General features: G+C 40.9%; 14 protein-coding genes and 4 tRNA genes. All 18 read right to left on the bottom strand.

Features of this window, described 5'->3' with window-relative positions; translation table 11 throughout:
* Positions 1 to 2: 2 nt before the first annotated feature.
* Entirely contained in the window at positions 3 to 911 is a 909-nt protein-coding gene (locus ACXAHI_RS18960; RefSeq protein WP_474850506.1) for a two-component system regulatory protein YycI, read from the bottom strand.
* On the bottom strand, positions 898 to 2,265 hold the full coding sequence (locus ACXAHI_RS18955; RefSeq protein WP_474850504.1) for a YycH family regulatory protein: 1,368 nt from the start codon (positions 2,263 to 2,265) through the stop codon (positions 898 to 900). The genes ACXAHI_RS18960 and ACXAHI_RS18955 overlap by 14 nt, the downstream gene beginning before the upstream one ends.
* Entirely contained in the window at positions 2,252 to 4,063 is a 1,812-nt protein-coding gene (gene walK / locus ACXAHI_RS18950) for a cell wall metabolism sensor histidine kinase WalK (RefSeq protein WP_474850502.1), read from the bottom strand. Before walK ends, ACXAHI_RS18955 begins: the two co-directional genes overlap by 14 nt.
* Before the next feature lie 10 nt (positions 4,064 to 4,073).
* On the bottom strand, positions 4,074 to 4,778 hold the full coding sequence (gene yycF, locus ACXAHI_RS18945) for a response regulator YycF (RefSeq protein WP_270180569.1): 705 nt from the start codon (positions 4,776 to 4,778) through the stop codon (positions 4,074 to 4,076).
* 163 nt (positions 4,779 to 4,941) lie between these two features.
* A complete protein-coding gene (locus ACXAHI_RS18940) occupies positions 4,942 to 6,336 on the bottom strand; it encodes a peptidoglycan DD-metalloendopeptidase family protein (protein ID WP_474850500.1) in 1,395 nt (464 codons plus the stop codon).
* Positions 6,337 to 6,569: 233 nt separating this feature from the next.
* Positions 6,570 to 6,645, bottom strand: a tRNA-Phe gene (locus tag ACXAHI_RS18935).
* Between the two features lie 165 nt (positions 6,646 to 6,810).
* Positions 6,811 to 6,886 (bottom strand) — tRNA-Asp (locus ACXAHI_RS18930).
* 115 nt (positions 6,887 to 7,001) lie between these two features.
* Positions 7,002 to 7,078, bottom strand: a tRNA-Met gene (locus tag ACXAHI_RS18925).
* 68 nt (positions 7,079 to 7,146) lie between these two features.
* Positions 7,147 to 7,222 (bottom strand) — tRNA-Lys (locus ACXAHI_RS18920).
* A gap of 108 nt (positions 7,223 to 7,330) precedes the next feature.
* Complete coding sequence (locus ACXAHI_RS18915; RefSeq protein ID WP_474850498.1) at positions 7,331 to 7,771, bottom strand: PilZ domain-containing protein; 441 nt, start codon at positions 7,769 to 7,771, stop codon at positions 7,331 to 7,333.
* Positions 7,772 to 7,898: 127 nt separating this feature from the next.
* On the bottom strand, positions 7,899 to 9,185 hold the full coding sequence (locus ACXAHI_RS18910) for an adenylosuccinate synthase (protein WP_474850496.1): 1,287 nt from the start codon (positions 9,183 to 9,185) through the stop codon (positions 7,899 to 7,901).
* A gap of 205 nt (positions 9,186 to 9,390) precedes the next feature.
* Positions 9,391 to 10,752: a replicative DNA helicase gene (gene dnaB, locus ACXAHI_RS18905; protein WP_270183007.1), complete on the bottom strand. Its 1,362-nt coding sequence runs from the start codon at positions 10,750 to 10,752 to the stop codon at positions 9,391 to 9,393.
* 47 nt (positions 10,753 to 10,799) lie between these two features.
* The gene (gene rplI / locus ACXAHI_RS18900; protein WP_270183008.1) at positions 10,800 to 11,246 is read right to left on the bottom strand and encodes a 50S ribosomal protein L9; all 447 of its coding nucleotides are present in this window, start codon (positions 11,244 to 11,246) and stop codon (positions 10,800 to 10,802) included.
* The gene (locus tag ACXAHI_RS18895) at positions 11,243 to 13,219 is read right to left on the bottom strand and encodes a DHH family phosphoesterase (protein WP_270183009.1); all 1,977 of its coding nucleotides are present in this window, start codon (positions 13,217 to 13,219) and stop codon (positions 11,243 to 11,245) included. The genes rplI and ACXAHI_RS18895 overlap by 4 nt, the downstream gene beginning before the upstream one ends.
* Before the next feature lie 15 nt (positions 13,220 to 13,234).
* On the bottom strand, positions 13,235 to 14,161 hold the full coding sequence (locus ACXAHI_RS18890; RefSeq protein WP_474850494.1) for a YybS family protein: 927 nt from the start codon (positions 14,159 to 14,161) through the stop codon (positions 13,235 to 13,237).
* Between the two features lie 146 nt (positions 14,162 to 14,307).
* Entirely contained in the window at positions 14,308 to 14,601 is a 294-nt protein-coding gene (locus ACXAHI_RS18885; protein ID WP_474850492.1) for an HPr family phosphocarrier protein, read from the bottom strand.
* Positions 14,602 to 14,733: 132 nt separating this feature from the next.
* Complete coding sequence (gene rpsR, locus ACXAHI_RS18880; RefSeq protein ID WP_224883976.1) at positions 14,734 to 14,970, bottom strand: 30S ribosomal protein S18; 237 nt, start codon at positions 14,968 to 14,970, stop codon at positions 14,734 to 14,736.
* 61 nt (positions 14,971 to 15,031) lie between these two features.
* A complete protein-coding gene (gene ssb, locus ACXAHI_RS18875; protein WP_270183013.1) occupies positions 15,032 to 15,532 on the bottom strand; it encodes a single-stranded DNA-binding protein in 501 nt (166 codons plus the stop codon).
* Between the last annotated feature and the right edge of the window lie 5 nt (positions 15,533 to 15,537).

Raw genomic sequence — 15,537 nt, 5'->3', positions numbered from 1 at the left:
TCCTACTTTTCCCCAGAAGAAGGTTGTGGTGTTGAAGGGTCCAGATCTTTCCCTTGATTATCACCGTTACCTTCCTCTTCACTTTCTTCAATTTCTTCGTCATCTTCCGTAGCACTAAACACGTTCTTTTCAATTGCATCTACATAATAAACCTCAGGCTCTTGCTCTTCATTCTTTGAATTTGTTAAAACAACGCGCCACGTTGGAACAAACACGATCTTCTCTCTTTCGTCCTCATTCGTTACGGTATAGTAGCCGAGAGAGACATCTTCAACAACGTCATTCAATTCGATATACTGTTGGTTTAATAATACTTCGATTGCGTCAGAAGCAGGATCGATCTTTCTCTCTTCCGTAATAGAATTGAGGTCAAGATACGTTTGGGTATAAGACGTGACTTTATTGTCTTCCATACTTACGATCAGCATCCCAGAATTTTGATTGTAGATCGGGCGATCATCTTTGTACGTTTCTACGAAATAGATGATATTCTTATCATCTGCTGAGTGAGAGTATTCATATTTTGAACCTTCATACACATAAGTCTCTAAGAAGATTGAAAAAGCTGAAGCTCGAGTTGGGTCGTTGATGGGATATGGCTTCTCGAGCGTGGAAATCAGCTTATTCCCATCTAACTCAATTTCCTGACTCGTCCCTTCTTCCAATGTTTTTTCTTCTTTTTCATTGAATTCATGGACTTTACCACTTATATAAGGCATGTTTTCAGTTTGAACGGTTGGTTTCTTCTTGTAGGTGACGTTAAAGCTATCAAGCTTTTCTTCTAGAGTTACCTGCTGAAGCTGCTCAAGACCACTAATATCCGTTCGTTTTGAAATCAAATCACTGAGTAGAAAAATGTTAAAAACAAGGAAGGTTAGGATGAGTATGGTTTTCGTTCTATTCCAATCCAAAATCATTCCCTCCTTGCTCTAAATTCTCAAGCGGCGTCCATGATTGGTTCAACTTAACATACCACTGAGGCATCAGAACGAAATCTTGGTTACTGTTTTCATCTCGATCAATCGTATAACCGATTGTAAAATTCGTTATCGCACTTTTTTTGAAGTTGCCTTCATCTAATAGCGAGACAACTTTATCGTAAGAAGGTAGCCCTCTTGTTTCAATGTCATTGGCGAATTGGACCACCTTCAACATGCGCTTATACGTACTGATCTCATTGTTCTTTAAAGTTACATTTATTTCATCTAAATCCTCTTGATATGGACTGAAAACAGGGTATCCTTCCGTATTCAATCTAAAGGTAATTCGGTCTGTCTTCGTCTTTGAAGATGTGACCCATTCGCTCAGAAAATAGTCATCATTTGGATCACTTATCTGAAAACCAAAGTGCTTATTAACAAATCCATAAGCATTCAAAATCGGAGCTTCATTCGCCACAAACTTGCTTGATGTAGAAGGCGGGTTAATAAAGCCCATATAATTATTCGTCTTATCATAATTCAAATCGCGACTTCCATCCGTATATAAAGAAGAGGAATTAATAACCGTGTTTTCTTCTACAGCATTTTCATCTGGAAATAGAGCTGTGATAAAAGCGTCTATATTCGTTAATTCATCGGTTCTAACATCATACAGCCTCATCTGAATTTCATTTGTAGGTAAATAAAAGATCGGCGTATTATCGTTAGGTTGATAAGAACGAGCACGGGTTATTTTACCGTTAGATTCCAGAAGAGAGGAGAAATCTTCACTGAACCACTCTTTCATATCCCTAGACACGTCGACCGTTGCTCTCATCCCAATCTGACTAGAGCTATTCAAAAAGATAACTTCGTTGTTTTTCCCAGATTGGGCTGAAGGAACAATAAGTCGATCGAACACTTCTAGTGGGATATCGCCCTTTGCAACACTCACTAGACTTTTTAACACATCGTTTGAAAGTGAAGTTGGAAAAATGAACTCAATGCTCTCTTCACGATTGATCAGACTGTCGATATTATCTACCATCGTTACAGACTTAATCCTTGTACCAGAGATGAAATCAGTATAGAAAGAATCGATCGTTACTCTTTCAAATGACGTGTAATGGCTATCGTTTTGATGAAACACAACTTGATTCGGTTTAACGACCTGACTGAGATCAACTTCTTTGACACCTACCGTTCTATTCTCAGAAGGCGTTGTTTCCCTCTCATAATCCGGCTCGAAGGTCCAGATTTGCCAGGTTAATACAAGGCTCAATACGACTAAAACGTTCAATAGAATCGTTTTGATCGTCTCCAAATGTTTCTTAGTCATTCTCATTCTCTTCGACCTCCCTTATTCGCTTATAAGGAAGTGTAAAGTAAATAGTCGTTCCTTTACCCCACTTACTTTCTGCCCAGATGTCTCCATGGTGCGCATTGATCATTTCTTTTGCAATCGCTAATCCAAGACCCGTACCGCCTAATTGACGAGAGCGCGCCTTATCGACTCGATAGAAGCGATCGAATATTTTAGACAAGTTGTTCTTAGGAATTCCAACACCCTGATCACTGATACTAACACGAACTTTTTTACCGATCGTCCAGCAGCGAGCTGTGATTGTTCCACCTTCAGGGGAATATTTGATGGCATTGGAGATGATATTGTCGAGCACCTGGGTCATTTTATCTCGATCGATTCTTGTAAAGATTGCAGCATAAGGAAGCTGACGAACGATCTCAATGTTTTCACGCTTAGACATCTCGAACCGATCTAGAACTTGATCAAACATCTCTACAAAGTCAACCTCGCTAAATTCAAGACGGTATTCTTTTTTATCCATCTTTGAGAGTTGAAGAAGATCGTTTACGAGTCTGATCATTCGCTCTGTTTCGTTCTGAGTCACACTTAAGAAGCGTGGCGCAATCTCTGGGTCAGAAAGAGCACCCTCTTGAAGAGCTTCTAAATAGCTTCTCATCGTTGTAAGTGGTGTACGAAGCTCATGAGAAACGTTCACAACGAATTCTCTGCGTTCTTGCTCTAGCTGCTCTTGTTCAGTAATATCATGTAGAACGGCAATTAGACCATTAATTGGTCCATCTTCTTTATGAATGATAGAGAAATTCACACGAATGATGAACGTTTGATGTTCATTACTTAAATCGAGGATAACAGAGTCTGGACCATTATAAAGATCATCCCATGTTTTTTCCTCAGCGTATTGGAGAACCTTATTTAACGGCGTACCTAAGGCTGTTTCACGCGAAACATCCATCATCTCCTCAGCTCGATCGTTCATAAGGATGATCATCCCCTCACGATCTGTTGCGATAACACCATCTGTCATATAGGCAAGTACGGAAGTTAGCTTACGCCGCTCTCCCTCAGTAATCGCATTCGCTTCTTGTAACCTTCTAGTTAAATCGTTAAAAGCTAGCGCAAGTTGACCGATTTCGTCTTCACCGTATACCTTTACCTTACGAGTGAAATCTCCGCGTGCCATAACAAGTGCCTGTTTACGCATATCAGAGATCGGCCGCGTAATCGTACGAGAAATAACGATTCCTAATAAACCTGTTAAGACAAGCGCGATAAGCGCAGATTGAGCCAATAATTTATTTACCTCGTTCGCTTGCTTAAATACATGTTCCATATCAGCTTGAATATAAACAGCACCTACAGTTGAATTCGTATCGCCTACTACCGCCACACTGTAGACGAAAAACCGCTCTCCATCTTCATCCACTAATATTTCTTGATCATCAATTCCATTGAGAGCACTATTCACGTACTCATTTGTTGAAAGTGATCCAACTAATTCATCATCATAGAGAGAACCTACGATCTGACCAAGTGAATTGATGACATAAATTTGGCGAATCTCCTTTTGGTTAAAATTCGCTATTAATTCCGCTATCGAATTGTTTTCCTCATCACTTTTACTGTTGATTTGACTCGACACATTTTCAGCCAATAGCTGAGCACGGTCTTTCACTGAATTCACATAGTTCTGTTCAAACTGTTCTTCAAGCTTGTCATTAAAATAGACGGAAATAAATTGGATTGCGATAAGGATAAGAAGAACATATACGATTGCAAATTTAAAATGTATGGATTTAAAAAAGCCCACTTTCCCCATTTATATCAAACTACTCCTGTTCCGGCTCACGCATATAGTATCCGACCCCACGGCGGGTAATGATCCATGATGGATGGCTAGGGTTATCTTCTACCTTTTCTCGAAGTCTCCGAACAGTGACATCTACAGTTCTTACGTCACCAAAATAATCATAGCCCCACACTGTTTGTAGAAGGTGCTCACGGGTCATTACCTGGCCAATATGCTTTGATAGATAGTGAAGCAATTCAAATTCTCTATGCGTTAATTCAATTGACTCTTCTCGTTTCGTCACCAGGTACGCATCTGGATGAATCGTTAACGCACCTACGTTAATAACAGAGTTTGTCGATGATTCCTTTTCAGGCTCCTGTTGGCGTCTTCTTAAGTTTGCTTTCACTCTCGCAATTAACTCTCTCGTACTGAAAGGCTTCGTAACATAGTCATCTGCCCCTAGCTCGAGACCAAGTACTTTATCGATTTCAGAGTCTTTTGCAGTAAGCATAATGATCGGCATTTCGTATTTCTTTCTCACTTCTCGACACACTTCCATGCCATCACGCTGAGGAAGCATGATATCAAGAAGAATCATGTCTGGATTTTCTTCTTCAACTTTTGCAATTGCTTCATCTCCATCGTAAGCGCATACAACGTTAAAGCCTTCCTTTTCAAGATTGAACTGAAGTATATCAGCGATCGGTTTTTCATCATCTACAACAAGAATTTTCTTGTCCATTATGAACGCTCCTTTTTATTAATACAGGTAATATGTATTCTCAAGTAAAAGTCATGTCTTATTTCGTCTATTCTATCATATTATAACTATTTTATTTATCCTCTACCCTTTACCTTCAAATGTAAAAAGAAAACCTTCAGCAAAAACTGAAGGTTTTTCTTTCCTATAGGTAATCCATTGGATTCTGTAGTTTACCGTTTTTATAAACTTCAAAGTGAAGGTGGATGCCTGTTGATTTTCCCGTTGTTCCCATAACACCAATCTTCTCACCTTTTTGCACCGTATCTCCAACAGAAACAGAGATGGATGAAAGGTGGGCATACGTGGTTTTTATACCGTTATTATGGTCGATCGTTACTTGATTTCCATATCCACTGCGCTTACCAGCTGCAGTGACTTTACCATTATCTACTGTCTTAATCGTTCGATCAGAGACACCGGCAATATCGATCCCTTTATGGAAGGAGCCCCATCGTTCTCCTTGCTTACTCGTAATGGTACCTCCTACTGCTGGCCAAGCAAACGACCCAGTACCTTTGGAAGGAATCACTTTTGTACCAATCGTTACTTTTTCAGAAACTGGTTCTTTCGAAACTTCCTCTTTAACAACTTCTTTCTTCGTCACTTCACCATTTTCACGTGAAATACTGTACGTTACCTTCTTCTCACCTTTTTCCCCGGTTTGAGTAACGTCTTTCTTTCCTTTTAGAAGAGAATCACTTTTAGTGGTTTCTGTTTCGAAATCAATCTCTTCATCTTTCGTCACTTCTTCTGTTTCTAGTACTTTTACGAATTGTTTCTCTTCAAGAACCGTTACCTTATCGCTCTCTAGTTTATCGTCCTCTGCAAGGTTATTTAGTTCTCTGATCTCTGCTTCTTCCATGTCATATTCATCCGCAAGATCAGCGAGCGTTTCATCTTCTGAAACATCTATCTCAACTTCTTTAAGATAGCCATCCTCAATTTGCGTGACGCCTTCTTCTTCAGTCAACACATTATGCTTCTTCGCTTCAACTTCCTCAATAGAGAAATCAGTGGAAAGATCTAAGAAGTCAGCAGGATGTTTCTCGTTATCTTCATCGATTTTACTTTCGATCTCTTTGACCTTATCATCTGAAAGAAATGGCTTTGCGTATACCCAAAGCGCATCTTTCGCGCTAGATTCACTTGCGAAGATGCCGACAGATTCATTCTCAAATGACAGTTCATAGCCCTTTGCAACAAAAGTGAGCTCACCTGCAACCTTATCTAACGTCTCTTCATTATCATATGAAGGCTGAAACAAGCGTTTAGGGACAATTTGAAGATCGTTTTCGACCATCAAAGTTAACTCACCTGTTTGTTTTTCTTCTTTAATTTTGTCTACTTGCTCTTTCAACTGCTCTTTATCATCTATCGTTCCTATATTACTACCATCTATGTATACGTGATAGACTGGTTTCATCATATTATATACAGTAGCACCCGCTGGCTCGATACCAGTTATCATGCTAACGCTTATCAACGAGACCAAAACAGCGGATTGACATATTCGTTTTACTACTTTAGGTGTTGCCATAATGTTTCCTCCTGCGATTTGCCTACGCAAAAAATTAACTCACGATTTGAATCCTACCATATTTATAAAGTCAATAGGGTATTACTCCCCAATTTGTAACACGAATGTAGTCTATTCGTCATGATTGTGGTATTCCTTGGGAAGATTGCTAGTATTTTCGGGTAAGCTGGAACATAAAAAAAGCATATCTCCTATGAGATATGCTTGTATCTTAAGCGATTATAAGTAAAAAATGGTGGCTCCGGACGGAATCGAACCGCCGACACGTGGATTTTCAGTCCACTGCTCTACCGACTGAGCTACAGAGCCGTGTTTGTTAAGATGTCCATCAGCCTTTGCTGAGTAAAACCACTGTCCCTTCCTCTTCTAGCAACGCTTCGTAGCTTGCTGTGTCGGGACAACTCGTCGGATATTCGGTGATGCTTTGCTCGTTGCTCTACCGACTGAGCTACAGAGCCGTTTTAAGAATTAAAATGGCGGTCCCGACGGGAATCGAACCCGCGATCTCCTGCGTGACAGGCAGGCATGTTAACCGCTACACCACGGGACCACTTATATGTTCACTTACGTTAGTTACAGAAAACTGTAATTAAGTGTTTAGGTTGCCCCTAAAGGGACTTCGATAAAATTTTAGCACGGAGGATTATCCGACGTAGGTAAAATTTTGGTTGCGGGGGCAGGATTTGAACCTGCGACCTTCGGGTTATGAGCCCGACGAGCTACCGAACTGCTCCACCCCGCGACGATAATATGGAATTGATACAATCCAACGTTTTCTTCCTCAACTTATGTATCTTTGCGGAAAGAAAATGGTGAGCCATGAAGGACTCGAACCTTCGACCCTCTGATTAAAAGTCAGATGCTCTACCAACTGAGCTAATGGCTCATTAAAGGTTTCTTTAATGACGACAAGTTTTATATTATCACTGCTTTATGAAAAAAGCAAGGCTTCTTTAAATAAAAATAATAAAGGTGAAGATAACAGGTCATGCTGTTACCTTGTCTCACCTTTTTTCCTTAGTTTTTCTCTCATCATTTCACGGATTTCTTTCTTACGCTTATGACGTTGTATCGCGAAACGATTAACTTCTTGGAAGACAAGGGAGGACTGCTTTTCTGTTTTGAGATAGAATTTTACACCATAGCTAAAGTTCCCTCTCGTGTTAGGATCATCTGGGTTGTTTGCTTTTAGCCATAGGATTTCACCAGTTACCTTAAATAGTTCTTCGTTCAATTTCAACTCAAACTCTAAGTCTGTATGTTTCGCTAACTCAGGATCTGAAGAGAAGCCGATACCTTCAAGGCCGATGTCGTGAATATAAATTTTATGATTAAACTCTTTACTATCAGGTTCGTCACCATTCAATACCCTCATTTTTGCTGCGAGAGGTACGGAGAGTTGGTGCCGAAAGACTTGCCTTTTATCCCGGTTCATTAAGCCCACCTCATAAAAAATAGGAAATTCTAACAATATCAATCTTATCATATAAAAATAAACCGTGCTTTTGTTTTATAGTAATAACGCCTAAAAAAAGCTGGCAGTATAAACTGCCAGCTAGGTCTTATGCGAACACGCCGCGTACCATGTTTGTTTGATTACGGTCTGGTCCTACAGAGAACACAGACAATGGAATACCTGTAAGCTGAGAAACACGCTCAATATAGTGCCTAGCGTTTGGAGGAAGCTCTCCAAGATCTTTCACACCTGTAATATCTTCATTCCAACCAGGCATCTCTTCGTATACTGGTTCACACTCTGCAAGGATTTTCAGGCTAGCTGGAAATTCCTCGATCACTTCGCCTTTATATTTATATGCCGTACATATTTTCAACGTATCGATACCAGTCAGTACATCGATGGAGTTTAGAGATAAGTCGGTAATTCCACTAACTCGGCGGGCATGACGAACAACGACACTATCAAACCAACCAACACGACGAGGTCGTCCTGTGGTCGTACCGTATTCGTTTCCTACTTCACGGATCTTGTCTCCAATTTCATCATGTAGTTCAGTTGGGAAAGGTCCATCTCCAACACGAGTCGTATACGCCTTTGAAACGCCTACCACGTGATTGATCTTACTTGGTCCAACACCAGAACCGATCGCAACACCACCTGCGATTGGGTTAGATGACGTGACATATGGATACGTTCCCTGATCGATATCAAGCATAACGCCTTGTGCACCTTCGAAAAGAACACGACGTCCTTCATCGATCGCATCGTTTAACACAACAGATGTATCGACAACGTACTTTTTAATCTGCTGTCCATATTCAAAGTACTCTTCAAGAATATCTTCTTTTTTGAAGCCTTCAGCTTCATACATACGCTCAAGAAGACGGTTTTTATCTGCAAGGTTACGTTCAAGCTTTTCTTCAAAAACATCTTTATCGAGAAGGTCACAAATACGGATACCAACACGTGCAGCCTTGTCCATATAGGCAGGTCCGATTCCTTTTTTCGTCGTACCGATTTTGTTTGCACCCTTGGACTCTTCTTCTACAGCATCTAATCTAAGGTGATAAGGTAGAATCACGTGAGCACGATTGCTTATACGAAGGTTGTCCGTACTAACGTTACGCTCGTGTAAATATGCAAGCTCTTCTACAAGCGCCTTCGGATCAATAACCATACCGTTACCAATCACGCAAATTTTATCATCGTAAAAAATACCTGATGGAATCAAGTGAAGCTTGTATTTCGTATCGTTGAATACAATTGTATGTCCAGCATTGTTACCGCCCTGATAACGAGCAACAACTTCTGCATTTTCAGAAAGGTAGTCGGTAATCTTTCCTTTACCTTCATCGCCCCACTGCGTTCCTACGACCACTACTGATGGCATTTCAGCACCTCCAGATGCTTCATTCGAATTCGTTCGGTGAAGCATGCACTTTTTTAAAAAACCCAGAGTAAGTGTACCAATTCGTGTTAATTAAGTCAACAAAACCGAACGATTTATCATCGTTTACTTTTTATGTTCGTTATTAGGGTTAATGTGCCCACTTTTCTTCCAACTTATAAAAGAAAAAGCCCCTGATCGGGACTTATTACGCACCTGGAGGAATGTCACTCTCATCGTGACGCCTCTCAAGATTAACGAATTTATTGAATTCCTTTACGAAAGCAAGCTCTACTGTTCCAACTGGTCCATTACGCTGCTTCGCAATAATAATTTCGATGATATTCTTATTCTCTGATTCTTTGTCATAGTAATCATCTCGGTATAGGAAAGCAACGATGTCGGCATCCTGCTCGATACTTCCTGATTCACGGATATCAGACATCATCGGACGCTTATCCTGTCTCGATTCTACACCACGAGACAGCTGAGAAAGCGAAATAACAGGAACTTCAAGTTCCCTCGCGATTCCTTTTAGTGCACGAGATATCTCAGAAACTTCCTGCTGACGGTTCTCGGTTGAACCGTTACCTCTGATCAACTGCATATAGTCGATCAAGATCATGCCGAGACCTTTTTCTTGCTTTAAACGTCGGCATTTCGACCGAATGTCTCCAACGCGAATACCTGGTGTGTCATCGATATAGATACCGGCGTTCGATAAACTCCCCATTGCCATCGTAAGCTTCTGCCAGTCATCACCTGTTAAAGCTCCAGTACGAAGGCGCTGTGCATCGATGTTTCCTTCTGCACAAAGCATACGCATTACGAGCTGTTCAGCACCCATCTCAAGACTGAAGATCGCTACGTTCTCATCAGTTTTCGTTGCTACGTTCTGAGCGATATTCAAAGCGAAAGCCGTCTTACCTACGGAAGGACGTGCAGCCACGATGATCAGATCGTTTCGCTGAAATCCTGCAGTCATCCGGTCTAGCTCTGAGAAGCCCGTAGGTATACCAGTAATGTCTCCCGTGTTGTTTTGGAGCATTTCGATATTATCATATGCATCGACAAGAACGTCTTTAATGGAAATAAACGCACCGGTGTTCTTGCGTTGTGATACTTCCATAATGGATTTTTCTGCTTCTGATAGAAGGTTCTCTATTTCATTTTCCTTCGCATAACCGTCTGAAGCGATATCAGTTGCTGCTCTGATCAAACGTCTTAAGATCGATTTCTCTTCTACGATCTTTGAATAGTATTCAACGTTTGCAGCAGTTGGCACCGAGTTAGCTAAATCACTTAAATAAGAGACTCCGCCAATTTCCTCAAGGAGCTTTCGATCTTGAAGCTCAGAAGTAACCGTTACAAGATCGACCGGTTCCCCTTTCTCGGATAGCTCGATCATGACAGAAAAGATCTTCTGATGTGCCGCACGATAAAAATCTTCTGGTTGGAGAACCTCAGTAGCGGTTGTTAATGCATCTGTCTCTAAAAACACCGCCCCTATAACGGCCTGTTCTGCTTCTATATTTTGAGGTGGCGTACGATCAGCAAATAAATCACTCATGTTGTTTTCCCCCTGAGCATTTCGCTTTTTCCACCCGTTAACACCTATTATTGCTCAACGACATGAACTTTAACTGTAGCTGTCACATCTTGATGCAATTTGATGGGTACATTTGTGTAACCAAGTGAACGGATTGGTTCATCTAGTTCGATCTTTCTTTTATCAATTTTGATGTCATGATGCTTCTTAAGATCTTCAGCGATGTTCTTACTAGTGATCGATCCGAATAAGCGGCCACCTTCACCAGATTTCGTTGAAATTTCAACCTCAAGGTTTTCGATTGTTTCTTTAAGAGCCTTCGCTTCATCTAGTTCTTCTTGTGCTTTCTTCTCATCGCTACGCTGCTTTGCTTTTAACTGCTTCATATTTGCATTATTCGCTTCAACAGCAAGATTATTCTTTAAAAGATGGTTACGAGCATAGCCATCTGCTACATTTTTAACTTCACCTTTTTTACCTTTACCTTTTACATCTTCTAAAAATATTACTTTCATGACTCTTCGTCTCCCCCTTCTAGATAGTCATCTACGACTTCTTTAAGCATACTTTCTGCTTCTTCTACTGTATTTACATCTAGCTGCGTGGCGGCATTTGTTAAATGACCTCCACCTTCTAGACCTTCCATAATGATTTGAACGTTTACTTCACCAAGAGATCTTGCACTTATGCTTACTTTACCATCATCTCGCTTTGAAATGACAAAGGATGCAATAACGCCGCTCATAGAAAGCAACGTATCAGCAGCCTGCGCGATCATGACCTGGTCATACGTCTTATCATTTTCACCGAGTGCAATGGCGATTCCGTTACGATAGATGTTTGACTTTTCGATAATACGCGCTCGACGAATATATTGAGCGATGTCTTCGCGAAGAAATTCTTGCACTAGAACCGTATCCGCACCGTGTGCTCGTAAATAAGAAGCAGCATCAAACGTTCTTGAGCCAGTTCTAAGCGTGAAACTTTTTGTATCGACAATGATTCCAGCTAACAGTGCTGTCGCTTCTAATATGTCCATTTTAAGACGCTTTGGCTGATATTCAAAGAGTTCCGTTACAAGCTCCGCAGTTGAGGAAGCATACGGCTCCATATAGACGAGAACGGGATCTTCAATAAATTCTTCCCCTCGTCTATGATGGTCGATCACAACCACGCGATCAAGCTTTTGGAGAAGTTTTTCTTCCATGACGAGTGAAGGTTTATGCGTATCGACTACCACGAGAAGCGTGTTCGACGTTGCCTTCTCAAGTGCCTCTTCAGGATCCTGAAACCGAGCCCAAAGTTGCTCGTTTTGCTGTATTTCTTCGATTAATCTCGATACACCACTCGTTTTTTGATTTTGGTCAAAAACGATATTTCCTTCTTTCCCGTTCGCCTGAGCGACTTTCAAAATACCGATCGACGCTCCAATCGAATCCATATCAGGGTTTTTATGCCCCATTATAATAACCTGATCACTATCTAAGACCAATTCTCGAAGAGCGTGAGAAATAACACGCGCTCGAACCCTCGTTCTTTTCTCGATCGGATTTGTTTTCCCACCATAAAACTTAACCTTACCGCTCGTTTGTTTAATCGCGACTTGATCACCGCCACGGCCAAGTGCTAAATCTAAACTAGATTGTGCTAGCTGTCCTAGCTCTGTTAACGTGCTATGACCGCTGCCGATTCCTATGCTTAGCGTTATATGAATATTTTCCTTCGACGTGACGTCACGAACTTCATCAAGAATAGAAAACTTATTCTTCTCTAGTTCTTGAAGGATTTTTTGGTTAAGGACTGCAAAAAACTTTTCTGAAGAACTACGTTTAAGAAAAACGCCATGTTCATCGGCCCATTTATTTAAAATCGACGTGACAGCACTATTTAAATTACTACGTACTTCATCGCCTAAACCTTGAGTTACCTCTTCATAATTATCGAGATAAATAATCCCTACTACGGTTTTTTCCTCATTGTACCTTCGTTTGATATCGATCTTCTCAGTCACATCAAAGAAATAAAGTAGACGCTCTTCCTGTTTGAAGTAAGTTTTATACTTGCGTTCATTGATGGTCAAGATTTCATCCTCTGCTTCAGACTTAAGAAACGGGATGATTTTTTCTGAAATCTCATTTAACGAAAGACCGATCAGCGGCTCCTGCTTCGTTACGGTAGGCATGTAAGGATTTGTCCATTCGATGTGGTAATCCTCATCATACAACAATATACCGATCGGCATCTCCATCAATGCCTCATCGCCCACCTTTTTCACACGATGCGAAAGTGTGGACACATAGTCGCGTAGAGCTTCCTGAAAATTCGATTCAGCACGGATCGCTAAATAAACGAGGAGCGTTGTTACAATGACGCTTACAATTCCAATTATCCAGTTGTAATAAGTAATAATGCCGATAAAAAGGATGGAAATGACGAACAAGGCTACCACATGATAACCATGCCACCGTTTCGTTAAAAACTTTGGCATATTTTCAGCTCCTACCTATGATTTCATTCTCCTTCGCAGTTCAAAACCTAGATCGATGATTCCAATGATAACAACAAGTGACGATAGTGCGAAGCCAAGAAATGTGAAAAGTATCGGCACCGCGATCGGCCAACCTTTTTTGTGGCTGTAAAAGTATATAACTGCTAGTCCTTGCACAAAAATTAACGCATTCAATACTGAATAGACATTAATAGAAGCTACATAAGCAGCAGAACCTTCTTCTAAACCAACCATCATTAGAATGGTAACAACTAAATAATACCATAAAAAGCTCTTAGGAAATGCCCATTCTCGAATCGGTTTAAACACCGGAGGTTGAAATCCTCCTACCCTCTTCAAGACAGGAATGGAAATAAGTTGTGAGACTAAAGCCATTAAAACACCTAAAATAACAAGGAGAGTAGGAACCAAATATCTGATGATCTCGATTTGCTCAAACATCATATCGAACTGCTCAGTATTTTGCCCTAATGCTTCACTTATTGATTCAGCTTGTTTAAATGACTGGTTTAGCATTGAGATCGCTAAATCGATTGGGTTCTCACCTATCAGTAGTATACTTCCGATAAAAAGGATTAGCATCGTAATCACATAACTGATCCCACTACCGATCAAAACAGTAAGCGCAGATTTACGTTTCGCATACAGATAACCTGCTGTTAATCCCCCGACTCCAAATGGAAACGAGGCGGCGAGGGATGGAAATCCAGCGATGATTAACCCTAATACAGTGGCAACACCCCACATTACAAATCCACTGCCAAGACCATTTCGTACTATCATCAAAATAAAAGGAATAGGCAAGACCCAGAACGTAATGGATCCAAGAATCGGAACGAACGTTGTGATCAAAAATAATACAGCAAATACAGCTGCTAGCGCAGCTCCTTCCACTAATTGCTTCACGGTTTGATTTTTCAAGTTTTTAGACCTTCCTTATATCTAATAAAAAACGGGTCGAAATCCCCTTACTATATTGTAAGAATTTCTGCCCGCAACAGCAAATTTTTCATTTATAAATAAACTAACATATAAAAAAGGCTGTTACCACAACAGCCTGGTCTCACCTACATGAATGAAAGAGGTTGATCTATAGCACCCTTTGTTTCACTCTTCAGCAATTCACTCAACGTCTGAGTTGCACTCATTGCATCACGCCCTTCAGCAATTAAAAGGATTGTATCCTCCTCGTTCACCATCAGGTTGAAAGCGATGACGCTCGTAAGACTTTTTCCGTTTATGCTATGTCCATCGTGATAGAGAGTGATATGGCTACTAAACGATTTTGCCTGTTTCACAAAAGAAATGAGCGCGTTCATACTATGCTGTTTATGTACTGTTAATTTTGTAGTTTCCATCATTGATATATCCTCCTTACAAGCGAATGTAAAGAACATATACCTTTTTCCAAGTAACGTTAAACCAACTTGGTTTTTCCAATATAAAGAAAAAAGACAGCAAGATCAAATCCTGCTGTCCCTTCCTTTATCAACTTACTCTCCTACAACGTAAGGGAGTAGTGCCATTTGACGAGCACGTTTAACCGCACGAGTCAATTGACGCTGATATTTTGCGCTAGTACCTGTTACACGACGTGGAAGAATCTTTCCACGCTCAGATACGAAACGCTTAAGAAGATCTGTATCTTTATAGTCGATGTAAGTGATTTTGTTTACTGTGAAGAAACAAACCTTTTTACGACGACCTCTACGTCCACCTGGTCTTGCCATGGTTAGTACCTCCTTTGCTTTTAAATTTGTTCTCTGTTTTCACCGCTCGAAACAGAGAGTATTAGAACGGCAAGTCATCATCCGAAATATCGATCGGCTTGCCATCGCTCGCAAACGGATCATCTCCAAAGTTGGACTGATTCCGATTGTTGTTGCGATCTTGGTTCTGATTTCCGTAACCGCCGCTATCTCTGTTTGGAGAGCCGCCACCGTAGTTGCCGCCTCCGCCGCCCTGGCTTGCGCCTTTTGGCTCGAGAAATTGGACACTTTCAGCCATCACTTCTGTCACAAACACACGCTGTCCCTGGCTGTTATCATAAGAACGAGTTTGAACTCGTCCATCTACACCAGCAAGGCTGCCTTTTTTCAAGAAATTGGCTGCGTTTTCTGCCTGTCTGCGCCATACAACAATGTTGATAAAATCTGCTTCACGGTCTCCCTGCTGGTTCGTAAACGGACGATTCACTGCAAGAGTGAAGTTCGCAACCGCTACGCCGCTTGGGGTATAACGCAATTCAGGGTCTTTTGTTAAACGTCCAACTAATACGACGCGATTCAGCATCAGAA

This window comes from Anaerobacillus sp. ABD4_527 (assembly GCF_056160805.1).
This window is presented reverse-complemented; position numbering and strand designations above follow the sequence as displayed.

What these genes read in the sequence shown, in the direction of transcription:
- ACXAHI_RS18955 (WP_474850504.1), bottom strand. Translation starts at nt 2,265, where the DNA reads ATGAGAATGACTAAGAAACATTTGGAGACGATCAAAACGATTCTATTG.
- walK (WP_474850502.1), bottom strand. Translation starts at nt 4,063, where the DNA reads ATGGGGAAAGTGGGCTTTTTTAAATCCATACATTTTAAATTTGCAATC.
- yycF (WP_270180569.1), bottom strand. Translation starts at nt 4,778, where the DNA reads ATGGACAAGAAAATTCTTGTTGTAGATGATGAAAAACCGATCGCTGAT.
- ACXAHI_RS18940 (WP_474850500.1), bottom strand. Translation starts at nt 6,336, where the DNA reads ATGGCAACACCTAAAGTAGTAAAACGAATATGTCAATCCGCTGTTTTG.
- ACXAHI_RS18915 (WP_474850498.1), bottom strand. Translation starts at nt 7,771, where the DNA reads ATGAACCGGGATAAAAGGCAAGTCTTTCGGCACCAACTCTCCGTACCT.
- ACXAHI_RS18910 (WP_474850496.1), bottom strand. Translation starts at nt 9,185, where the DNA reads ATGCCATCAGTAGTGGTCGTAGGAACGCAGTGGGGCGATGAAGGTAAA.
- dnaB (WP_270183007.1), bottom strand. Translation starts at nt 10,752, where the DNA reads ATGAGTGATTTATTTGCTGATCGTACGCCACCTCAAAATATAGAAGCA.
- rplI (WP_270183008.1), bottom strand. Translation starts at nt 11,246, where the DNA reads ATGAAAGTAATATTTTTAGAAGATGTAAAAGGTAAAGGTAAAAAAGGT.
- ACXAHI_RS18895 (WP_270183009.1), bottom strand. Translation starts at nt 13,219, where the DNA reads ATGCCAAAGTTTTTAACGAAACGGTGGCATGGTTATCATGTGGTAGCC.
- ACXAHI_RS18885 (WP_474850492.1), bottom strand. Translation starts at nt 14,601, where the DNA reads ATGATGGAAACTACAAAATTAACAGTACATAAACAGCATAGTATGAAC.
- rpsR (WP_224883976.1), bottom strand. Translation starts at nt 14,970, where the DNA reads ATGGCAAGACCAGGTGGACGTAGAGGTCGTCGTAAAAAGGTTTGTTTC.
- ssb (WP_270183013.1), bottom strand. Translation starts at nt 15,532, where the DNA reads ATGCTGAATCGCGTCGTATTAGTTGGACGTTTAACAAAAGACCCTGAA.